Below are 18,946 nucleotides of genomic sequence, written 5' to 3'. Positions count from 1 at the left end.
GGTTACAACCACCGTCAGGAGCAAGCAACAACCCCGGACAGCAAAGACTATTTTAGCGTCAGTTTGGCTGTCGGTCAGCTAATCCCCTAAAATTAAAGGAAAGCCTCGCAGGAAAACTAGAGTTATGACTTTTAAGATCCGGCAATTGGATAATTTAGACTACACACCTTAGATCGAGTTTGGCTATCTCTATCAAGGTTATACCCTTACTACCATGACTAAGGCAGATGTGCAAATCTTCATGGAAAAGATTTTACCGCTCTCGATCGAGTTTGCCGACTAGACTCTAGTGACCTCTCCAGTTAAACTATAGTAGTCAATAGTTATAAAGTTTTAAACGATCACCTATTGTCAGCCTTTTTAACCGGTCACTTTATTGCCTACCTATGTTAGACAGTTTCTCCCCCCAAACCTCTAGCCTCGTCCTCGCTTCGGTGGCGGACTATTTCAAAGTCCTGTCGGAAGTCAGTCGCCTACAGATTCTCAGTTGCTTGCAATTAGGTGCGATGAATGGTAAAGAAATCGCTGAAGCTACCGGACTAGGTCAAGCCAATCTCTCCAAACACCTGAAAGCTTTAACCCAAGCGGGAATTATCTCGCGGCAACCCCAAGGAGTCAGCGTTTACTATCAAATTACCGACCCCGTGATCTATGATCTCTGTCAGGTGGTTTGCGATCGTATTAGTCAGCAAATGCGTCAACGAGTCCTGGAATTCGAGAGTCTGCCGGCTTTCCATCTCCCTAAATAAAAATTACCAAACCCTTGACATTTTGCGTCAATTATGATAAGGAAAAATTTCCATGCTCCTAGAAGAACTTTGTCAACGCTATCGGGAGGGAGAAAGAGATTTTCGGGGGATTAATTTGCGGGAAGGCGACTTAACTAATATTATCCTCCCAGGAGTCAATTTTTGCCGTGCTGATCTGCGACAGGCGCGGTTAGGAAAAATAAGCCTTGCGCGATCGCTGCTGAGAGAAGCGGATTTAAGTGAGGCGATTCTTTGGGGAGCAGATTTAAGTCAAGTGGACTTTTATCGAGCTTGTTTACGCGATGCGGACTTAAGCGGGGCTAATCTCATCGAAGCCAATTTAGAAGCCACTTATTTAACCAAAGCCGTCTTAAACGGGGTTAATCTCAACAGTGCTAATCTCCAGCAGGCCGTATTAATCGATACGGATTTTCGCTCCACTTCCGACCAACGCACGGACTTAGGCAAAACTAACTTTTGCGGAGCCGATCTCAACTATGCCAATCTGAGTGGCTCCCTGTTATATCGAGCTAATTTCGCTGATTGCCGACTTTGCCGGGTTAATTTTCGTGCTAGTCCCGAAAGAGACGCATTTATTACCGATCTCACCTGGGCCAGTTTCCGGGGTGCGGATCTCAGTTATGCCGATTTGCGCGGGGCAATTTTAGAAGATGTGGACTTGACTGATGCTGATTTAACTGGGACTTTGTTTTAATCTGGGGAGGTTTTTCAGGGATCAGTAATCAGTAAACAGTAAACAGTAATCAGTGAAAAGATGTCATTTCACTTAAAACTCAAATCTGCTCACTGATAACTGCTCACTGATAACTGATAATTAGGGGTCGATTTATTTAAAACCGACGGATGCTTGCCAAACAAAGGCCAGCAAGAGGAAAAATAGGGGAATCAGGGGCAAGACATCGACTAAGGGGTCGAAAATTTGGTATGCTTCCGGCAATTTGGCCAACAAAAGTGCAGTTTCCATCTCTCTATCTACCTTGACAAGAAAATTTTCAAACGTTTGCTGAAATTTTATCACGTTGGGGTAACATCTACGGCATCCTCAAGCCAAGGGGCAAAATCTTGGGCAAAAGTCCCACCCAGGATAGATTGACGAATTTCACGGGTAAATCTGATTAATTCGGCGATATTGTGCAGAGATAAGAGAATATAACCCAACATTTCCCCCGATTTAATTAAATGATTCAGATAGGCACGGCTAAAGTGTTGACAGGTGTAGCAGGGACAAGTCTCGTCTAAAGGGACGAAATCCTCCTTAAAACGGGCATTTTTTAGGTTCCAACGCTCTCCCCGCACTAAAGCCGTGCCATGGCGACCAAAACGGGTGGGAATAACGCAATCAAACAGGTCTATGCCACTAGCGATCGCCTTGGCCATTTCTCGATAGGTTCCCACTCCCATCAGGTAACGGGGTTTATTTTCGGGGAGTAAAGGGGCAGTTATCCGAACAATGCGATGAATTAGGCTCGTTTCTTCCCCCACACTCACGCCACCGATAGCATAACCGGGTAAATCGAGTTTTACTAAAGATTCCGCCGCCGCTGCCCGTAAATCCTCATAGATTCCCCCTTGGACTATGGCGAATAAAGCCTGTTCTTGGGGTCGTTGATGGGCCCCCAGACAGCGCTCTAACCAGCGATAGGTGCGTTCTATGGATGCTTTCATGGTCTCATGACTGACTCCCGTGGGGGGACATTCATCGAAGGCCATAATCACATCAGCACCGAGGGCATTTTGAATCTGAATCGATTTTTCTGGCGTAATTTCGATGATTCTACCGTCCCGGGGCGATCGAAAGGTGACTCCCGACTCTTTAATTTGCCGGAGTTGACTAAGGCTAAATACCTGAAATCCACCCGAATCTGTTAATATTGGCTGATTCCACGCCATAAAATCGTGTAAACCTCCCGCTTTCTCGATAATACTTTCTCCGGGCTGCAGATGCAGGTGATAGGTATTAGCGAGAATCATTTGCGCCCCCGTGCTGGCGATTTGAGCGGGGGTCAAACCTTTCACCGTGGCCAAAGTTCCCACGGGCATAAAACGGGGTGTTTCTACCGGTCCGTGGGGAGTATGCCAAACCCCAACCCGCGCACCAGTTTGGGGACACTGGGCGATTAATTCAAAGGAAAATCCCACTGTTTCAGTTATCAGTTATCAGTTATCAGTTATCAGTTATCAGTAACCAGTATTTTTGATCGCTGCCTAAAAGGGGCAATCGTTGTCGTCTTCGTCTTCAAACTGCACATCCCACTTAGCAGAAAGTACCTGAGTAACCATGGCTTCGAGGGTATCGGCATTGAGACGGGCTTTCATCTCGGGGTCTTGCAGTGGATTACTCAGGGGAATTAGCCGTAATTGCCGATTGTCTTGGATCAGATCAAAATAGGTTTCACCGTCGGGAGAGCGGGTTAAACGCAGACAATCGAAGCTATAGGTATTGAGATAAAGACTGTAGTTAGCAACTAGGGTGCTTTGCTGATAATCGGCGAAAACTTCCACTATCCATCCCTCCCCTTCACTCTGAATCACTCCTTCGAGACTATGGATGTAGCGAACTCGTCCGAGATCATCGAGGAGACGACGCATATCTTCTTTAGCGATGACCACGCCAGAATCAATAATACAGGGGGCGGGCAGGGGCTGTGAGGGTGGATGATAGTTCATAGGGATTGCCAGTAAAAAAATTTCCGTTAATAACCCACCGGGGGGTTTCTACCGATTCCTGTTGCAATTTTCTTCGGGTTACGTCTCGATCTTAACCCAATCCGCTAGAACTTTTCACTGTTATTTAATATTAATAACGGCGATCGATGATTAATTTCCGCTTACTAAATATTTACAAAAATCTGGGTAGACAGGGCCTACCCGATCATAACTATTTACTGGGAGGGTTAGAAGCGGAAGGACTGCGATCGATCACCTGATCGATTAAACCATAGTCTAGAGCTTCTTCGGCGGACATAAAGAAATCCCTTTCCGTATCCTCGGCGATGAGGTCGAGAGGTTTACCCGTATGACTAGCTAGGTGTTCATTGAGTAATTGTTTGAGATAGAGAATTTCTTTGGCCTGAATTTCGATATCGGTGGCCTGACCTTGGGCGCCGCCGAGGGGTTGGTGAATCATGATCCGCGAGTTGGGTAGGCTCATTCTTTTGCCCGGTTTGCCGGCGCTGAGGAGAAAAGCCCCCATACTGGCAGCTAAACCAATACAAATGGTGCTGACATCGGGACGGATTTGATTCATGGTGTCAAAAATCCCTAATCCGGCCGAAACGGAACCACCGGGGGAGTTGATATACAAGTAAATATCTTTTTCGGGGTCTTCTGCTTCTAGAAAGAGTAATTGGGCGACGATGAGGTTAGCTAGGTCGCCGGTTACTTCTTGTCCCAAAAAGACGATTCTTTCCCGGAGTAGTCGGGAGTAGATATCGAAGGCGCGTTCGCCCCGGCCTGTGGTTTCAATAACGGTAGGAATCATTGCGCTTTCTTGTCTTGCTGCTGCGGTTGGTTTTTTGATTGTAACTTAGGGGAAGTGGGGAAGTGGGGAAGTGGGGAAGTGGGAAATTTCAACTAAAACCCTAAAACCCCTAAAATCCCAACACCTGACCCTTGACGGCTAACGGCTAAAAATAATCTTCTCGATGGCATCTAGGGCGGTTTCTAGGTCATCATTGACGATTTGATCGGGGAATTCCTCGCTGGCGGCTAATTCTTCTTGGGCGCGTTCCAGACGACGGGCGATCGCCGTTTCAGCATCTTTGCCCCGGCCGCGCAAACGACGTTCTAATTCCTCGAAACTGGGGGGTAGGATAAAGATTCTCCTCGCTTCGGGGAAGCTTTGACAGACCTGTCTGGCTCCCTCTAATTCGATTTCTAGAATGACGGTCCGGCCCGCCGCTAATTGAGCGGCGATCGCTGATTGGGGTGTCCCATAATAATTGCCCGCGTATTCGGCCGATTCTAGAAATTCTCCGGCTGCCATTTTCTCCTCGAAACTGGGACGGTCGAGAAAATAGTAGTCTTCCCCCTCAATTTCACCCGGTCGAGGTGGGCGCGTAGTAGCGGATACGGACAGGTAGAGGTTAGGGAAACGAGTTAGTAAATGCCGGACTAGCGTACCCTTGCCCACACCGCTAGGGCCGGTAATGACAATTAATTGACCGGGTTGCATGGGGTTAATAACTTAGTTGCTACTATTAACAGGCGCTTCCTTGTTGACCACGAAACGGTGAGCCACGGTTTCTGGTTGAATGGCCGACAGCACTACATGACTAGAATCGGTGATGATCACCGCACGAGTCCGTCTTCCATAGGTAGCATCGATTAAACAGCCTTTATCCCGAGCATCACTGATGATGCGTTTGATAGGAGCCGATTCTGGGCTAACGATGGCGATAACCCGATTAGCGGAAACAATATTACCGAAGCCGATGTTGATCAGTTGTATATCCATAAGTTAACAAAGGTGTAGTCCTTTGTACAAAAGAGTGTGGAGGTATGATTACAATGTTATCGAGAAAGATTTAGCCTTACAAGGCTAAAAATAACATTCTTAATCACATTTTAGTATTTTTTCAGGTTTTTTGCGATTTTAATTAAATTTGTTTACACGAGTCTCTATCTTAGGGAGTAAATAGTCCAAAAGTCGGGAAAATTAGGGAATTTTGAGGGTTTGGGGTGATGGGGAAGTGGGGTGTAGGGTGTGGGGTGTGGGGAGATGGGGTGTAGGGTGATGGGAGCTTTTTTCAGTGATCAGTAAACAGTAAACAGTAATCAGTGAACTGAAAACTCACAACTGATCACTGATAACTGATCACTGATAACTGATCACTGATAACTGATCACTGTCAAGAATGTCCCCAGCAATGGCATGATAATTATGGTAACTAATAAGTATTCTCTATCCTTGGTGGGTGCGTCAGACTATGGGTTTTGCTGATCTATCGATCGCTGATATTGCGGCAGAGTACGATCTGGCCGATGAATCTGTGTTGTCACTTTGCGACCAATTAGGCATCTCCTATAAAGATCGGCAGACTAATCTCGCCCTAGAAGATGCTAAAGCAATTATCTCACTGATTTTATCCCAACGCTCAGGAGTAACCGCCTCGAAAACGGAAACGTCCCCTTGACTTTATTCCCCACTGCGATCTTCTCGGTGTCCGTGATCACTTAGAATCGATCGACACCCTCCCAGAGGAGAAAATTTTTTAGTCACCTTAAAATTCCCTTTCTTGGAACAATTGCGAGTAGGAGAACAATGATCAAACGTTTGATTGTGGCAGCGATCGCTGTAGTCTTTTTTGTATTACAATTCAATCTTAACGGCGCTAGTGCCTTAGAACTCAATGAAAAAACCCTCACCATCACCCTCAATGATGCAGGGGAATCGGTGACTTTGACTTCTGAACAAGCGACGGAAGGACAGAAACTTTTTGTCGCCAATTGTACTAAGTGCCACCTGCAAGGTAAAACCAAAACTAATAATAACGTCAGTTTGGGTCTGGCCGATCTGGCAAAAGCGGAACCTCCCAGAGATAATCTGTTAGCATTGATTGATTATCTAGAACATCCCACCAGTTACGATGGTGAAGATGATCTCAGCGAATTTCATCCCAATGTTAGCCGTCCCGATATCTTCCCAGAATTACGCAATCTGACCGAAGATGATGTGTATAACGTCGCCGCTTATCTGTTGGTTGCTCCCCGTCTAGACGAGCGTTGGGGTGGTACAATTTACTTCTAAATTGCCCTCCATAGATCCCTCGATCCCTCTAGATTTCTAGGGGGATTTTTGATTAGACAGCAAATAGTTGTAAAAATTCTTTGAGTTCATTTAATACCTCATGCTCAAAGTTCCAAATGTCTTTTTTGGTTAAAGCATGGGATAAATTACAATATTTCTTAGCCTCTCTTTTTTCATTCTGTGATGGTGTATCTTCCCTGATATAGTTTTGAATCCACAATTTATCAATTTTTTTACGATTTATATCAATATTTTTTTGTGCAAGACAGGATCGCCAAGCTTCTACACAATCAGCATGGGGAGAATCTTGGGTTTTAATTTCTCTCAACACTGTCTCTAGTTCCCCCTGTTCATTAACATGAAGAAAATGACAACCTATTTGAGTATTCGTAGAAGCATTTAATTGAAATAGCTTTTGGGTATCATCTATCCTGACTGCTTCTCTAAAAACTCTTTGAATACATTGACTAACCAGAGCAAGTCTTTCTTGTCTGGTTTGTTCGTCTAAATCTAAAACAATACCTATCTTTTGAATATCATCTTTGAGCAGGGTGTTATTAAGTCGTTTCAGTCGTTGTTCAAGGCTACGATAATTTTCTTGTTCTATTCCGTCTAGAATATAAAATTCAACAATAGTTATCGTTAAATGATTCGATTCATTAATATGCTCAATAATAGCTCGTAAAAAAGCCGCATCATCTTGACTTTCAACAATTATTACATTAGACACGATTCTACTCACCTCTGATTCGATCATTATGCTTGAGAGCATAATCTAAGATATCTAATTCACTTTTAATACCAATAATTTTATCAGTTCTGGGACTCCTTGCTAGTTCAAAATAAGCCCCCTGTTCTGGATAATATTCTAACCCCACATCGGCAAAAGCTTGGATCATCTCTAAACTGTGGGTTGTAGCAAAAATTTGGCTATCTAGTTCGATAGCTAATCGGAATAAAGTTTTCCAAATATCTGGGTAAGCAGTATAGTGAAGACCATTTTCTATTTCATCGATAAAAATAATTTTTTGCGGATTAAGCAGCAGAGAAAAAATCATCTCTATTAGACGATTAATAGCTTCACCAAACAGAGATATGGGTAGGCGTTTTCTCTCTTTTCTTTTCAGATATAAATTTGGTTCACCCAGAAAAAAACTTTCTATTTTCTCAATAGAAGGATCGAGAATTTGTAGAGCTTTTAGCACTTCTTCTTCCTGTTCATTAAAAACTATTTTAGTATAGGCCTCGCTCAATTCTTGCAAAGATTTATTGACAGATGCGGCAATGATTACTGGTTCCTCATCACCCCCATTAGGTAAAGCTAGTATCTCCTTAGAACTGGCAATTAAAAAATAGTTCATTTGCTCATCATTTGAGTCATTATCATGGTCAAAACTTGTGTGAATATTTAAGATAGAAATAACTGATGGATTTTTAGCGATAAAATCGTATAATTTTTGCAAGTCTTCAGGGATGCCTAGAACAGTATCTTTAAGAGAATCGGAAATCGATATTTTTACCAATTTATCCCCTTGATTAGATTGGGAGCCTTTTAACTCAATAATATTTTCTCTATCAAGATTAAATAATAAATTATCCCAGGCATTTTTTGGAACAGCCTGAACAACTGCTAAAGATTCCTTGCGAATAGCTTCTCTGACTTCATGAATAGTATTTGGATAGGGATAACTATACAAAAACATTGCCTCTAACAGGGCAGTTTTCCCTGAATTGTTCTTACCACCAATTAAATTAACTCGCTCAAAACCTTCAATTTTGGTATGCTCAAAACATCTAAAATTACTAATTTCAATATCCTTAATCATGTTGACCTCTGGGCTGGATAAGCATAAACTTAGGGTTAGGAATGACCCTGGCAAGATGGGGATTTTTTTACTTAATTCTAGACGAGAATCGCCTCCAACTCTCAAACCGGTGACTATCCCCGACGGAAACTGCCACCCTAAGAGATAATAGAGACAGGGATTTATTTACATTTCTTCATCATGGCTAGAGACTTACGAGGATTTATTAAGCTTTTAGAAGATCGTGGCCAATTACGCCGCATTAGTGCATCGGTCTCTGCCGATTTAGAAATTGCCGAGATCGCTAATCGGATGCTACAGGTGGGGGGGCCGGCCCTACTGTTTGAAAACGTGCAAGGAGCAGAGTTTCCCGTCGCTATTAACCTGATGGGAACGGTAGAACGCATCTGTTGGGCGATGAACCTGAATAAACCCGAAGAATTGGAAGATTTAGGCAAAAAACTCGCCCTCTTGCAACAACCGAAACCGCCGAAAAAACTCTCCCAAGCGATCGATTTTGGTAAAGTGTTGTTTGATGTCCTGAAAGCCAAACCCAACCGTAACTTTTTCCCTGCCTGTCAACAGGTGATTTTAGAAGGGGATGAAGTAGATTTAAAGAAAATTCCGATGATTCGCCCCTATTCTGGCGATGCAGGCCAGATTATCACCCTAGGGCTAGTAATTACTAAAGATTGCGAAACGGGAACCCCTAACGTCGGTGTCTATCGCTTACAGCTACAGTCTCACAATACCATGACCGTCCACTGGTTATCCGTGCGCGGTGGGGCGCGTCACCTGCGAAAAGCGGCACAGATGGGCAAAAAATTGGAAATAGCCATCGCTTTAGGGGTTGATCCTCTAATTATCATGGCCGCCGCCACTCCTATCCCCGTAGATCTCTCAGAATGGCTGTTTGCGGGATTGTACGGCGGTTCTGGGGTACAGTTAGCCAAATGTAAAACCCTCGATTTGGAAGTGCCGGCCGACGCAGAAATCGTCCTCGAAGGAACAATTACCCCCGGAGAGGTATTGCCAGATGGACCTTTTGGTGATCACATGGGTTACTATGGCGGTGTGGAAGATTCACCCCTGATTCATTTCCACTGCATGACCCACCGTCGCGACCCCATTTATTTAACCACTTTTAGCGGTCGTCCTCCCAAGGAAGAGGCGATGATGGCTATCGCTCTTAATCGTATTTATACACCGATTTTACGGCAACAGGTGTCGGAAATCAGGGATTTTTTCCTACCCATGGAAGCTTTAAGCTATAAAGCGGCGATTATCTCCATTGATAAAGCCTATCCCGGACAAGCGCGGCGAGCGGCCTTAGCTTTTTGGAGTGCCTTACCCCAGTTCACCTATACTAAATTTGTCATCGTCGTCGATAAGGAGATTAATATTCGCGACCCCCGGCAAGTGGTTTGGGCAATTAGTTCTAAAGTGGATCCGGTTCGCGATGTGTTTATTCTCCCGGAAACCCCCTTTGATAGCCTCGATTTTGCCAGCGAAAAGGTCGGTTTGGGGGGGAGAATGGGAATTGATGCCACGACAAAAATGTATCCCGAAACTGACCACCAGTGGGGGGAACCTTTGGAGTCGGATCCGGCCATGGCGGTCAAGGTTTCCCAACGCTGGTTAGAATACGGTTTAATCGATATTAATTTACAAGAAGTAGATGCCAATAAGTTTGGCTACGAAATGTAGATTTAACCGACTAAGCTGTAAGCTAAGAGGCATTTTAAAAGATCTAGAACCTTGTCTTCTGACAAAAGATTCCTAAACTTCAACAAAAATGATTCTACAGATAATGGTAAACCCAAAGGTCAATGTAGAGATTGTGATGATCGGTGAGTGGGCAACCCTAACAATAAAATTATTTTGCCAGAGACTGAACCATAGACCTCTTGTAAAAATCAAAAATTGTTGTTAGGGTTAGTATCCAGTCGTCAGTAGTTAATAGTCAGGAGAATTAAGAATGAACAATAAGCGGTTTATTCGCAGATTTTATGCAATTTAATCCTTATTGCTGCCGTTTTTAAATCCTTAAAAATTAACTATGCAAGAGGCTTAATTAATTGAGCAGCTATATCAGTAGTCTGCCAAGTAATGCTCAAAAATTAGGCTTTCTTCTTCGTTGTGTGATCAGTTTAACTTAATATAGGAGCGATCAATCTTTGTGTCCTTTGTGTCTTTGTGGTTCGTTCCACTCACTCGCCAGCAGCACTGTATCTTAGAATACATCGGGTTTTAGACTTGGCGTTCAACGAGGATGCCTGTCCTACTCGTCAGGATTTTGCCTCTGCCCACTCCCTCCCAGTGCTTGACATAAATCCCGCAATAATGTTAAGATGGGAAGCTGGCTTAAGCCAAAGACAGCAGGTGCGAAACAGCTTAAATACCCTGCCGAGGTCAAAGCGAGAAAACAGCAGCCAAAAAGACTAAAGAGAGATTTTTTCTGTCTTGGTCGTGCCTGAACTGATTCTCTCCACTCAACCCCGGCGCTACAAGGGGTTATTTTTGCGCCTGTCTGTGGAACCGGTCCCCCGCATACAGGAGGTGAACAAGGGATGGGGAGAAGCAGAGAAAGCAAGGGAGTAATTCTAGAAGAATTAAAAACCTCCCTGAGCGAAGCTCAATTAACGATGGTCATCGACTATCAAGGTTTAACCGTCGCCGAAATCAGCAATCTACGCCGCAAATTGCGCCCCACGGGAACGATTTGTAAAGTCACCAAAAATACTTTGATGGGATTGGCGATCGCTGAAGATAGTGGCTGGGAACCGATGAAAAGCCTTTTATCGGGAACATCCGCCTTTCTGCTCGTAAAAGAGGATATCGGTGGAGCTTTCAAGGCCTATCAAGAGTTCAAAAAAGAAAGCAAAAAAACCGAATTGCGCGGCGGTGTCCTCAAAGAAGGGACAAAAGGTCAACTGTTGACAGAAGAGCAGCTCAAAGCGATCGCTGATTTACCGTCGAAAGAACAGTTAATCGCTCAGGCCGCCGGAGCAATCAACGCCATTGCCGCCAAACTGGCCCGCAGCATCAACGAAGTTCCCGCATCTTTGGCCCGTGCCGTCGATGCTGTGGCCCGTCAAGAAGAAAAAGAAGCGGCTTAATACCGCGCCAATCAATCACTGAAAACAATTAGGAGTCTAACCCATGTCTGCTGTAGCTGAAATCTTAGAAAAACTCAAAACCCTTACCCTCTTAGAAGCTGCTGAATTAGTCAAAGGTATCGAAGAAACCTTCGGAGTTAGCGCCGCCGCTCCGGCCGGTGGCATAATTATGGCTGCCCCCGGGGCTGCTCCTGCAGCCGCCGCTGAAGCTGTGGAAGAACAAACCGAATTTAACGTCGTTCTCGAAGAAGTTCCCGCCGACAAGAAAATTGCTATCCTCAAGGTAGTGCGCGAATTGACCGGTTTAGGACTCAAAGAAGCGAAAGACCTAGTAGAAGCCGCTCCCAAAGCGGTTCAAGAAGGCGTTAACAAAGACGAAGCCGCCACCGTCAAGAAAAAACTGGAAGATGCCGGGGCAAAAGTTAGCGTTAAATAGCTCGCCACTGATTCTGGGGATGTAGATTACATCCCCAGGCAAGCTGAAAAGCTCATTTCCTGATACTATAGGATTGTTATAGCAGTCTTGTAGGATGTCCAACCATGGAAAGCGTCGCTTACATTTTAGTTTTAACTATGGCTTTGTCGGTAATTTTCTTCGCCATCGCCTTCCGGGAACCTCCCCGGATTCAAAAGTAAATTTCTTAACTCCGTTTAGGTTAATAATTTTCTTCCCTGAGCCGCCCGCTTGTCAAAAGCAGGTTAGCGGCTCTGGTTTTCGTATTTAAAGGCTTAAATTAAAGGTTCCCCTCACCGAGCGCCTCCTATGCAGTGTCCTAATTGTCAGCATACCGATAGTCGCGTTTTAGAGTCCCGTTCCTCCGAAAACGGTCAGAGCATTCGTCGTCGTCGTGAATGCTTACAGTGTAAATATCGGTTCACCACCTACGAGCGCATCGAATTCGTGCCGATCACGGTGATTAAAAAAGATGGTAAACGGGAATCTTTTGATCGCTGCAAACTGCTGCGCGGTATCGTCCGGGCCTGTGAAAAAACTGGCATTCCCCACCTAAGATTAGAGGCGATCGTCAATGATATTGAATCTCGTTTGCAGCAAGACTCAAAACGGGAAGTAACAAGTCAGGAAATCGGTCAATTAGTCCTAGAATATCTCCGGCAAGAATCGGAAGTGGCCTATGTGCGCTTTGCTTCAGTTTACGGCAATTTTCAGGGAATTAGAGACTTTATCGCCGCTTTAGCGCTGCTGCAATCTTCCGAAATCGAACGCGCCTACCCTTCTTGGTCTCCAGTGGAAGAAGCCAGCGTGATCACCTCGTCTTAAATAGTTCCCGATTCAGTTATAATTAGGATCCCTTGTGCTATTTAAAGCCCAAGCTCTGGTTGGATTCTTAAAAGTCATTCTTGAGGCAGATTGCCTCCAAGAAAGCCGGATGCGGCAGTTCATCCCCTAGGCCCCGCCTAGTAACTAAATTAGGAGGCATCTCCTTGATTTAGAAACTGTACATCACATAGGAGGAAAAACCTACGGAAATTCCGAGGCCCAAACAACGTACATGACCACCCAAAAAACTGCAAACAAAAACATAGGCTTTACCCATGAAGATTTTGCCGCCCTTCTAGACAAATACGATTATCATTTCAGTCCGGGAGATGTTGTCGCCGGGACTGTTTTCAGCATGGAACCCCGGGGAGCGCTCATCGATATCGGTGCTAAAACCGCCGCTTTTATCCCCGTGCAGGAGATGTCGATCAACCGCGTCGATAATCCCGAAGAAGTTTTACAACCCAACGAAACCAGGGAATTTTTCATTCTTACCGACGAGAATGAAGATGGACAGCTAACCCTGTCGATCCGTCGCATCGAATATATGCGCGCTTGGGAACGGGTGCGTCAATTGCAAAAAGAAGATGCTACCGTGCGCTCGAATGTTTTCGCCACTAACCGTGGTGGGGCATTAGTCAGAATTGAAGGTCTCCGAGGCTTTATCCCCGGTTCTCACATTAGCACCAGAGAAGCGAAAGAGGATTTAGTCGGTCAGGAATTGCCCTTAAAGTTTTTAGAAGTGGATGAGGATCGCAACCGTCTGGTTTTAAGTCATCGTCGCGCTTTAGTGGAACGCAAGATGAACGGTTTAGCCGTGGGACAGGTGGTAATCGGTTCTGTGCGCGGAATCAAGCCCTACGGTGCTTTCATCGATATTGGTGGAGTCAGTGGTTTACTGCATATTTCCGAAATCTCTCACGATCACATTGACACCCCCCACACGGTTTTCAATGTCAATGATGAGTTGAAAGTGATGATTATCGATCTCGATGCCGAAAGAGGTCGCATTTCCCTCTCGACTAAACAATTAGAACCAGAACCGGGAGATATGCTAAAAAATCGCCCGTTAGTGTTTGAAAAAGCCGAAGAAATGGCGATTAAATACCGAGAAAAACGTCTAGCGGAAGCGGAAGGCCGGACTGTCTCGGAAGTAGTCGAAGAAATCGAAGTTCCCCCCGCCTTGGAGGAGGAAGATTTGGTTCTCGCCGCTACCGAAGAGTAAGTCAGTTATCAGTTATCAGTTATCAGTTATCAGATTTTAGTTTTAAGTGTACAGTATTAAATAAAAGTTTCCTACTGTCTTTTCACTGATTACTGTTTACCGATCGCTAAAACGTCTCCCAACTCCCCGTTTAATTTCAATCTTCAGACACTGCCGATAAATCCTGTAATTCCAGTCATCTCCTCATTAATATTGGCATCGAGGAAACGATCCAAGTCATCAAAAGTGGTTCCGTAGGCAATAGTGCTATCGTGGTATCCTTTCAGACTGACGGTATGTTGAGTAAAAACTTGCTGGAGATGGGGTAAACCGATGAGATAACTGTAGGTAGTGGCTCCGATGGCTAAATCCTTGCCCATTTCTTTGGTAGCCGACTCTAAACGAAAAGCGGCGTTGACTGTATCCCCGATCGCCGTATAATCTGGATGTTCACCGCTGCCAGTATTGCCGACCATAGCATAACCAGTATTCACTCCCGCACCGATGCGTAATTTAAAAGGTAAGGGATATTGTTCGCTTAAGGCGCAAGTCATGTTATTTAGTTGTATAATTGCTTGGAAAATTTGCAGGATATCGTCTTGATCGACTTCCTGTTGGCCGTGAAACCAGATGGCCATGATCGCATCACCAATATATTTATCTACCCAACTGCCGGAGCTGCGGATAATACCCCCGGCATGGCGAAACCAACTGCCAATCAGAGAAGAAAGCACTTTTTCGTCTAATTGCCTCGTTAAAGCCGTAAAATTCCGCATATCTACCACCATCACCGATGTTAAGCGCCGTTCATGGACGGCGGAGGTGAGGGTATCCCATTCTAGATTGCGCGGTTGCTTGCCCACATTGGTGGGAGCAGGACGATAGAACTGCACCTCGGTTTTGCCAAAGGTGATCTGCTCTTGGCTATGGATAGTCACCGGAATGGCTACCCTTCTGCCATTGACAAAAGTTCCATTGCGACTACCGAGATCGATCAGATAAAAATCCCCTGTTTCCGTGGATTGTAGAATAGCGTGATTACGAGAGATACAGTGATCTTTAATCACGATATCGTTATCTTTGCTCCGTCCGATTGTCCAGTAAGATTTCCCCACGAGAGGGAAAAAACGCTGGCCTCTCTCGGTATGGAGTAGTAAATAGGGATTTTTTCCTAGTAGTATATCCACGGGTGCATAAGCGGCAATAGATAGACTGCACTAATTATATAGCTTATTCTCTTAAGCCAGAGAAGCGGTAATCCAAAATAAACCATCGACTAAAATTGTACTCAATACGGCTCCGCTAAATGCCCACCAATGACATACCCTTTTTTGCAAAGGATAAATACCGATCGCTAAGAGCAGGTTGAGCAGCACGATCGCCCAACTGATGCCCCAGGGGGTCTCAATTTGGGCCAAGGCGTTATGAAATATCGGCGATACTAGGTTGGAATCTAGTTCCACGGTCATTAATTGTCGCCAGTAGGGAATTAGTCCCGTTAGATAGAAATATACATCGGTGATGGCGGTCCCTAACAAAGAACCCAGATAGAAAAGATTGCCCACTTTGCCGCGACCTTTGTATAATCCCCAGAGAACAAAGGGCAGCCCAATCGCTTCCATGGGAATATGGATCAACGGTTCCCAACGCCACCAACCCCAGTACAGAGAACCTGCTAACCAACTCCAACTAAAGCCCAAAAGTAAATCCCCCCAAAGACTGATTTTTTCTTGTTTGAGCAGCCAAATCCCTAACCCCACCCAGAAAACGGTTAAACCTAGGCTAATTTCGGGATAGTAGCGCACTAGGGGCGCTTGCATGAACACGGGGACCGATACCAGAAATGCTGCTGTCCAAAAGACGGATTGACATTTTTCCCAGTTAGGGACTAGGGGTTTCAGCCGATCGGGATTGCTGGGAACTAGAGTAGAGTTGAGCAAAGGATTTCAGAATTGTTACGAAACTTTACTTATATCAAGATACATCATTCTCTCTCCACTATATCCCCCCTAGAAGATTTTGATAAATTAAAAAGGAAAATTGAGGGAGAATAACTTAGTGCTATCCTGTTAAAATCGAAACGACAGCAGCGATCGAGGAGTGCAAAAAATATGGCAGCGGGCCATGAAGAAAATCCCAGAATGCCCCTAGATAAAGTTATTTTTGTCATTGCTTGCGTCTATCTAGGTTGGGTGGTGGCATGGCTAATCAGTCAAAAAAATGCCCCTGTCTCTCAAAATGGCACGATTTCCCGGGAAGATCAAAAATTTATTGCCTATCTGCAATCATCCCTTGCTATTATTGATCGCCAAGGTCAAACTTCATCCCCCGATCCTCATCCTTCTCCCCAAAATATCCCTTCCTCGGTAGCCACAGTTCCACCACCACCCCCCGCTAATTTACCAGTTAATAATACTCCCCAGATCATAGAAAGAATTTACGTTCCCGTTTATCCCCAAACCCCTGAGACTACTGCCAAACTTGTCCCAGTTACACCCTCAAATACCGACATTTCTGTACCACCATTACCAGCTGCTCCCCAAGGGAATCGACCGGTGGCAGCGGTTATTCCTACCAATAATCAGGTGAAAAATACCCTGGTGGGGGTGATGGATTTAGGCGATCGATCTACAGCTTTATTTGATAATAAGGGCATAACCACTCGTATTTCTCCAGGGGAATTTATCAATGGCTGGACTTTAGTGGAAGTTGGTAGTCAACAGGTTATTTTGTCTCGCAACGGCCAAACGAAAGTCTTAGAAGTGGGACAATCTTTTTAGGTTAAACGACGGATAAATTCTAGGGGTAAACCGTCTGTATCGGCAATAAAAGTGACTTCGTAGACATGATCGCCGATCATCTGTTGTTGGGGTGGCAAAAGAATATTTAAAGGTTGATATAAATCGGCTTCCTCTTGATGGGCTTGCTGAAAGCTATTTGTTAATTTTTCTAACCATGCTGGTAAATTGCTGACATTTTCTGTTATGTCAAAAGACAAGTGATAATAACCGACATAATGCTGATCACTAAAGGCATCGGGGGCGGGTTTCGGTTGAGGAATTTGGATTAATTCGATGCGTCCGTTTAACCCCGTTAACCAACAGGCCAAAGTATAACCCGTAGTGAATCTTTCCTCTAGGGTAAAACCGAGAAGTTGATAAAAAGCGATCGCCCGATGGATATTAGCGGTACGAATAGAAGCATGGTGCATTTTCAGTAATCAGTGATCAGTAATCAGTAATCAGTCAGAATTCGGGGTTGATAAGCAATCCTTCATTGAGCTGCCTCCCGATTCAGTTTTAAGGTTCAGTAATCAGTGAGCAGTAATCAGTAATCAGTCAGAATTCGGGGTTGACAAGCAATCCTTCATCGATCTGCCTCCCGATTCAGTTTTGAGGTTATGAGTTTATTAAGTGAGATTATTCACTGATAACTGTTTACTGATAACTGATAACTGATAACTGATTAATCAAAAAGACGAAAATAGGGGTAACGTTTGGGAACCCCCGGTTCTTTTTCCAGATCAAAGTTAATTACATCCCAACAGGGTTCATCGGGGGCATCGGGACTAAATTCTACCGGTAAACCGTAGAGACGGGGAATAGCGGCTTCACCTGGTTCATTACCGCGCCAAGTAGTGTTACGTTCTAGGTAGGAACTAACTAGATCGCGATAACGGTTGGCAATAATCACTTTAGTCGCTTTAAATCCTTGGGTATAGAGGCGATCGAGTGCTTCGTGAATCTCAAAACGAATACCATCCGGGTGAGTGTGTTGACGATACCACTCACCATTCCAGAGTCGCCAATGCCGTCCTGACTGCAAGTGAACCAACTCACCCGTTTTGGGATCGGCTTCAAAAGCCCCATGGCGCGGACACAAATAGGTATCCGTCAAAGTGAGGGCGGGGATTAGCTGCCGACAGTGAGGACAATGGATATCGGGGCCAAAAACAGGGTATTGTAAACTTGCATTGATCATGGAAGAACCTAAACTAAAAATTGCTATCTTTGTACCAATAAGCCTATCCATATTATACCCAACCAAATTGGACGGGTATTCTCTTTCGACTTTAGTGCAGATCCTTTCATGTCTTTAGATAACTTAAGATCAACTTCTAATTTCTGGCCGCTTGTCGATGTCAGTCAAGCGGCTTTTATCGCCCCTAATGCCACGGTAATGGGCGATATTTCCCTAGCTGTGGGGGCGAGTGTTTGGTATGGGGCGGTATTGCGTGCCGACGTGGAACGCATCGAAATTGGGGCCTATACTAATATCCAAGATGGGGCGATCCTACACGGAGATCCGGGCAAAATTACTATCCTTGAAGATTACGTTACCATCGGGCATCGGGCGGTAATTCACGCAGCCCATATTGAACGCGGTTGTTTAATCGGCATTGGGGCAGTGATTCTCGATGGTGTGCGCGTCGGGGCGGGTAGTATTGTCGGGGCGGGTAGTATTGTGACAAAAGATATACCACCGCGATCTTTAGTGGTGGGCATTCCCGCTAAACGTGTCCGGGAAGTCTCGCCACAGGAGGCTCAAGAGTTGATCGAACACGCCGAGCGCTATGCTAAACTTGCCCTCGTTCATGCGGGAAAAGCTACTGATACCGGATTCCCAAAACGGGCGGATTAGGGTATAAATATAAAATGAGAATCAAGTAACAATCTTTTAAGCACTGACCGAGGAGAAGGAAATCTATGGACTGGAGAGTGTTGATCGTTTTAACCCCTTTGCTTATTGCTGGTGGCTGGGCTGTCTTCAATATCGGCGCTGCCGCTCTTAGACAAGCTCAACAGTTTCTCAGCAAACAAAGTTAATAATAGTTTATAGTTCTTAGTAAAACCGACCGCCTAGGCGATCGGTTTTTAATTTTTTCTTTTTGAATTATGAATTATGAATTGGGGTATGGGGAGAACAAATAAAAATAATCTCCTGAATCCTGACTCCTGAATCCTGTCTCCTGACTCCTGACTCCTAACCCCTAACCCCACCAATACACTTTTTCAGCAAA

Annotated in this window: 25 protein-coding genes, 1 pseudogene and 1 other annotated feature; of the genes and pseudogenes, 14 read left to right on the top strand and 12 right to left on the bottom strand. The window is 44.8% G+C overall.

The features are described 5' to 3' along the window. Window positions 1-172: 172 nt before the first annotated feature. The 3 genes and pseudogenes from IM473_RS22735 to hetL all read left to right on the top strand — a co-directional run. A pseudogene (locus IM473_RS22735) lies at window positions 173-280 on the top strand (DUF6398 domain-containing protein); the annotation flags it as partial. Window positions 281-386: 106 nt separating this feature from the next. After that, on the top strand, window positions 387-749 hold the full coding sequence (locus IM473_RS12840; RefSeq protein WP_194032981.1) for an ArsR/SmtB family transcription factor: 363 nt from the start codon (window positions 387-389) through the stop codon (window positions 747-749). A 52-nt stretch (window positions 750-801) separates the two neighbouring features. Then, window positions 802-1,464 carry a heterocyst differentiation pentapeptide repeat protein HetL gene (gene hetL / locus IM473_RS12835; protein ID WP_287658729.1) on the top strand — a complete coding sequence of 221 codons (663 nt, stop codon included), beginning with the start codon at window positions 802-804 and terminating at the stop codon, window positions 1,462-1,464. 132 nt (window positions 1,465-1,596) lie between these two features. On the opposite strand, the gene IM473_RS12830 is transcribed toward hetL, so the two are convergent. From IM473_RS12830 to remA, 6 genes are all read right to left on the bottom strand, one after another. Further along, entirely contained in the window at window positions 1,597-1,734 is a 138-nt protein-coding gene (locus IM473_RS12830) for a photosystem II reaction center protein K (protein ID WP_008206475.1), read from the bottom strand. Between the two features lie 50 nt (window positions 1,735-1,784). After that, window positions 1,785-2,909, bottom strand: a complete 1,125-nt coding sequence (gene tgt, locus IM473_RS12825) for a tRNA guanosine(34) transglycosylase Tgt (protein ID WP_287658728.1) — start codon at window positions 2,907-2,909, stop codon at window positions 1,785-1,787. A gap of 66 nt (window positions 2,910-2,975) precedes the next feature. Beyond that, on the bottom strand, window positions 2,976-3,437 hold the full coding sequence (locus IM473_RS12820; RefSeq protein ID WP_287658726.1) for a hypothetical protein: 462 nt from the start codon (window positions 3,435-3,437) through the stop codon (window positions 2,976-2,978). 211 nt (window positions 3,438-3,648) lie between these two features. Further along, window positions 3,649-4,290, bottom strand: a complete 642-nt coding sequence (gene clpP, locus IM473_RS12815; protein WP_287658732.1) for an ATP-dependent Clp endopeptidase proteolytic subunit ClpP — start codon at window positions 4,288-4,290, stop codon at window positions 3,649-3,651. Window positions 4,291-4,389: 99 nt separating this feature from the next. Continuing rightward, window positions 4,390-4,944, bottom strand: a complete 555-nt coding sequence (gene gmk / locus IM473_RS12810) for a guanylate kinase (RefSeq protein ID WP_287658725.1) — start codon at window positions 4,942-4,944, stop codon at window positions 4,390-4,392. Between the two features lie 12 nt (window positions 4,945-4,956). Then, window positions 4,957-5,226, bottom strand: coding sequence for an extracellular matrix/biofilm regulator RemA (remA, locus tag IM473_RS12805; protein WP_002737924.1), 270 nt, complete (start codon window positions 5,224-5,226; stop codon window positions 4,957-4,959). Window positions 5,227-5,698: 472 nt separating this feature from the next. Between remA and IM473_RS12800 the strand changes: the two genes are divergently transcribed. Both IM473_RS12800 and psbV read left to right on the top strand, forming a co-directional pair. Continuing rightward, window positions 5,699-5,905 (top strand): hypothetical protein, encoded by a 207-nt coding sequence (locus IM473_RS12800; protein WP_002735525.1) that lies wholly within the window; start codon window positions 5,699-5,701, stop codon window positions 5,903-5,905. Between the two features lie 128 nt (window positions 5,906-6,033). Further along, window positions 6,034-6,519 carry a photosystem II cytochrome c-550 gene (psbV, locus tag IM473_RS12795; protein ID WP_002754644.1) on the top strand — a complete coding sequence of 162 codons (486 nt, stop codon included), beginning with the start codon at window positions 6,034-6,036 and terminating at the stop codon, window positions 6,517-6,519. A gap of 52 nt (window positions 6,520-6,571) precedes the next feature. Here psbV and IM473_RS12790 read toward each other — a convergent pair whose 3' ends face one another. Beyond that, a complete protein-coding gene (locus IM473_RS12790; RefSeq protein WP_353738146.1) occupies window positions 6,572-7,276 on the bottom strand; it encodes a DUF3226 domain-containing protein in 705 nt (234 codons plus the stop codon). Next, the gene (locus IM473_RS12785) at window positions 7,254-8,345 is read right to left on the bottom strand and encodes an AAA family ATPase (RefSeq protein WP_287658723.1); all 1,092 of its coding nucleotides are present in this window, start codon (window positions 8,343-8,345) and stop codon (window positions 7,254-7,256) included. The genes IM473_RS12790 and IM473_RS12785 overlap by 23 nt, the downstream gene beginning before the upstream one ends. Before the next feature lie 180 nt (window positions 8,346-8,525). On the opposite strand from IM473_RS12785, the gene IM473_RS12780 reads away from it, so the two are divergent. From IM473_RS12780 to IM473_RS12755, 6 genes are all read left to right on the top strand, one after another. Beyond that, window positions 8,526-10,031, top strand: a complete 1,506-nt coding sequence (locus tag IM473_RS12780; RefSeq protein WP_287658722.1) for a UbiD family decarboxylase — start codon at window positions 8,526-8,528, stop codon at window positions 10,029-10,031. Between the two features lie 644 nt (window positions 10,032-10,675). Beyond that, window positions 10,676-10,792, top strand: a sequence feature (ribosomal protein L10 leader region). A gap of 102 nt (window positions 10,793-10,894) precedes the next feature. Continuing rightward, window positions 10,895-11,443 carry a 50S ribosomal protein L10 gene (gene rplJ / locus IM473_RS12775; RefSeq protein ID WP_287658721.1) on the top strand — a complete coding sequence of 183 codons (549 nt, stop codon included), beginning with the start codon at window positions 10,895-10,897 and terminating at the stop codon, window positions 11,441-11,443. A 43-nt stretch (window positions 11,444-11,486) separates the two neighbouring features. Next, window positions 11,487-11,879: a 50S ribosomal protein L7/L12 gene (rplL, locus tag IM473_RS12770; RefSeq protein WP_287658720.1), complete on the top strand. Its 393-nt coding sequence runs from the start codon at window positions 11,487-11,489 to the stop codon at window positions 11,877-11,879. Between the two features lie 104 nt (window positions 11,880-11,983). Then, window positions 11,984-12,079, top strand: coding sequence for a photosystem II reaction center protein T (locus tag IM473_RS12765; protein ID WP_012267019.1), 96 nt, complete (start codon window positions 11,984-11,986; stop codon window positions 12,077-12,079). 127 nt (window positions 12,080-12,206) lie between these two features. Further along, window positions 12,207-12,722 carry a transcriptional regulator NrdR gene (gene nrdR / locus IM473_RS12760; protein ID WP_287658719.1) on the top strand — a complete coding sequence of 172 codons (516 nt, stop codon included), beginning with the start codon at window positions 12,207-12,209 and terminating at the stop codon, window positions 12,720-12,722. A gap of 232 nt (window positions 12,723-12,954) precedes the next feature. Continuing rightward, window positions 12,955-13,947 (top strand): 30S ribosomal protein S1, encoded by a 993-nt coding sequence (locus IM473_RS12755; RefSeq protein ID WP_002737013.1) that lies wholly within the window; start codon window positions 12,955-12,957, stop codon window positions 13,945-13,947. Window positions 13,948-14,090: 143 nt separating this feature from the next. Here the strand turns inward: IM473_RS12755 and IM473_RS12750 are convergent, their stop codons facing one another. Both IM473_RS12750 and IM473_RS12745 read right to left on the bottom strand, forming a co-directional pair. Beyond that, the gene (locus IM473_RS12750) at window positions 14,091-15,113 is read right to left on the bottom strand and encodes an adenylate/guanylate cyclase domain-containing protein (RefSeq protein ID WP_104395482.1); all 1,023 of its coding nucleotides are present in this window, start codon (window positions 15,111-15,113) and stop codon (window positions 14,091-14,093) included. Window positions 15,114-15,164: 51 nt separating this feature from the next. After that, complete coding sequence (locus IM473_RS12745) at window positions 15,165-15,866, bottom strand: DUF3120 domain-containing protein (RefSeq protein ID WP_287658718.1); 702 nt, start codon at window positions 15,864-15,866, stop codon at window positions 15,165-15,167. A 171-nt stretch (window positions 15,867-16,037) separates the two neighbouring features. Between IM473_RS12745 and IM473_RS12740 the strand changes: the two genes are divergently transcribed. Beyond that, window positions 16,038-16,706 (top strand): hypothetical protein, encoded by a 669-nt coding sequence (locus IM473_RS12740; protein ID WP_287658717.1) that lies wholly within the window; start codon window positions 16,038-16,040, stop codon window positions 16,704-16,706. Here the strand turns inward: IM473_RS12740 and IM473_RS12735 are convergent. Both IM473_RS12735 and IM473_RS12730 read right to left on the bottom strand, forming a co-directional pair. After that, entirely contained in the window at window positions 16,703-17,137 is a 435-nt protein-coding gene (locus tag IM473_RS12735; RefSeq protein WP_287658715.1) for a VOC family protein, read from the bottom strand. The genes IM473_RS12740 and IM473_RS12735 overlap by 4 nt on opposite strands. Before the next feature lie 254 nt (window positions 17,138-17,391). Continuing rightward, window positions 17,392-17,907 (bottom strand): TIGR02652 family protein, encoded by a 516-nt coding sequence (locus IM473_RS12730; RefSeq protein ID WP_002737231.1) that lies wholly within the window; start codon window positions 17,905-17,907, stop codon window positions 17,392-17,394. A 108-nt stretch (window positions 17,908-18,015) separates the two neighbouring features. Here IM473_RS12730 and IM473_RS12725 point away from each other — a divergent pair, with 108 nt between their 5' ends. Both IM473_RS12725 and IM473_RS12720 read left to right on the top strand, forming a co-directional pair. After that, window positions 18,016-18,567, top strand: coding sequence for a gamma carbonic anhydrase family protein (locus tag IM473_RS12725; RefSeq protein ID WP_287658713.1), 552 nt, complete (start codon window positions 18,016-18,018; stop codon window positions 18,565-18,567). Window positions 18,568-18,632: 65 nt separating this feature from the next. Next, the gene (locus IM473_RS12720) at window positions 18,633-18,752 is read left to right on the top strand and encodes a photosystem II protein Y (protein ID WP_012265998.1); all 120 of its coding nucleotides are present in this window, start codon (window positions 18,633-18,635) and stop codon (window positions 18,750-18,752) included. Window positions 18,753-18,946: the final 194 nt, after the last annotated feature.

Origin of the sequence: Microcystis sp. M015S2 (genome assembly GCF_020245945.1) — a bacterium.
GTDB lineage: Bacteria > Cyanobacteriota > Cyanobacteriia > Cyanobacteriales > Microcystaceae > Microcystis.
Note: the sequence above shows the minus strand (reverse complement) of the source record. Positions and strands in the feature narration are given on the sequence as shown.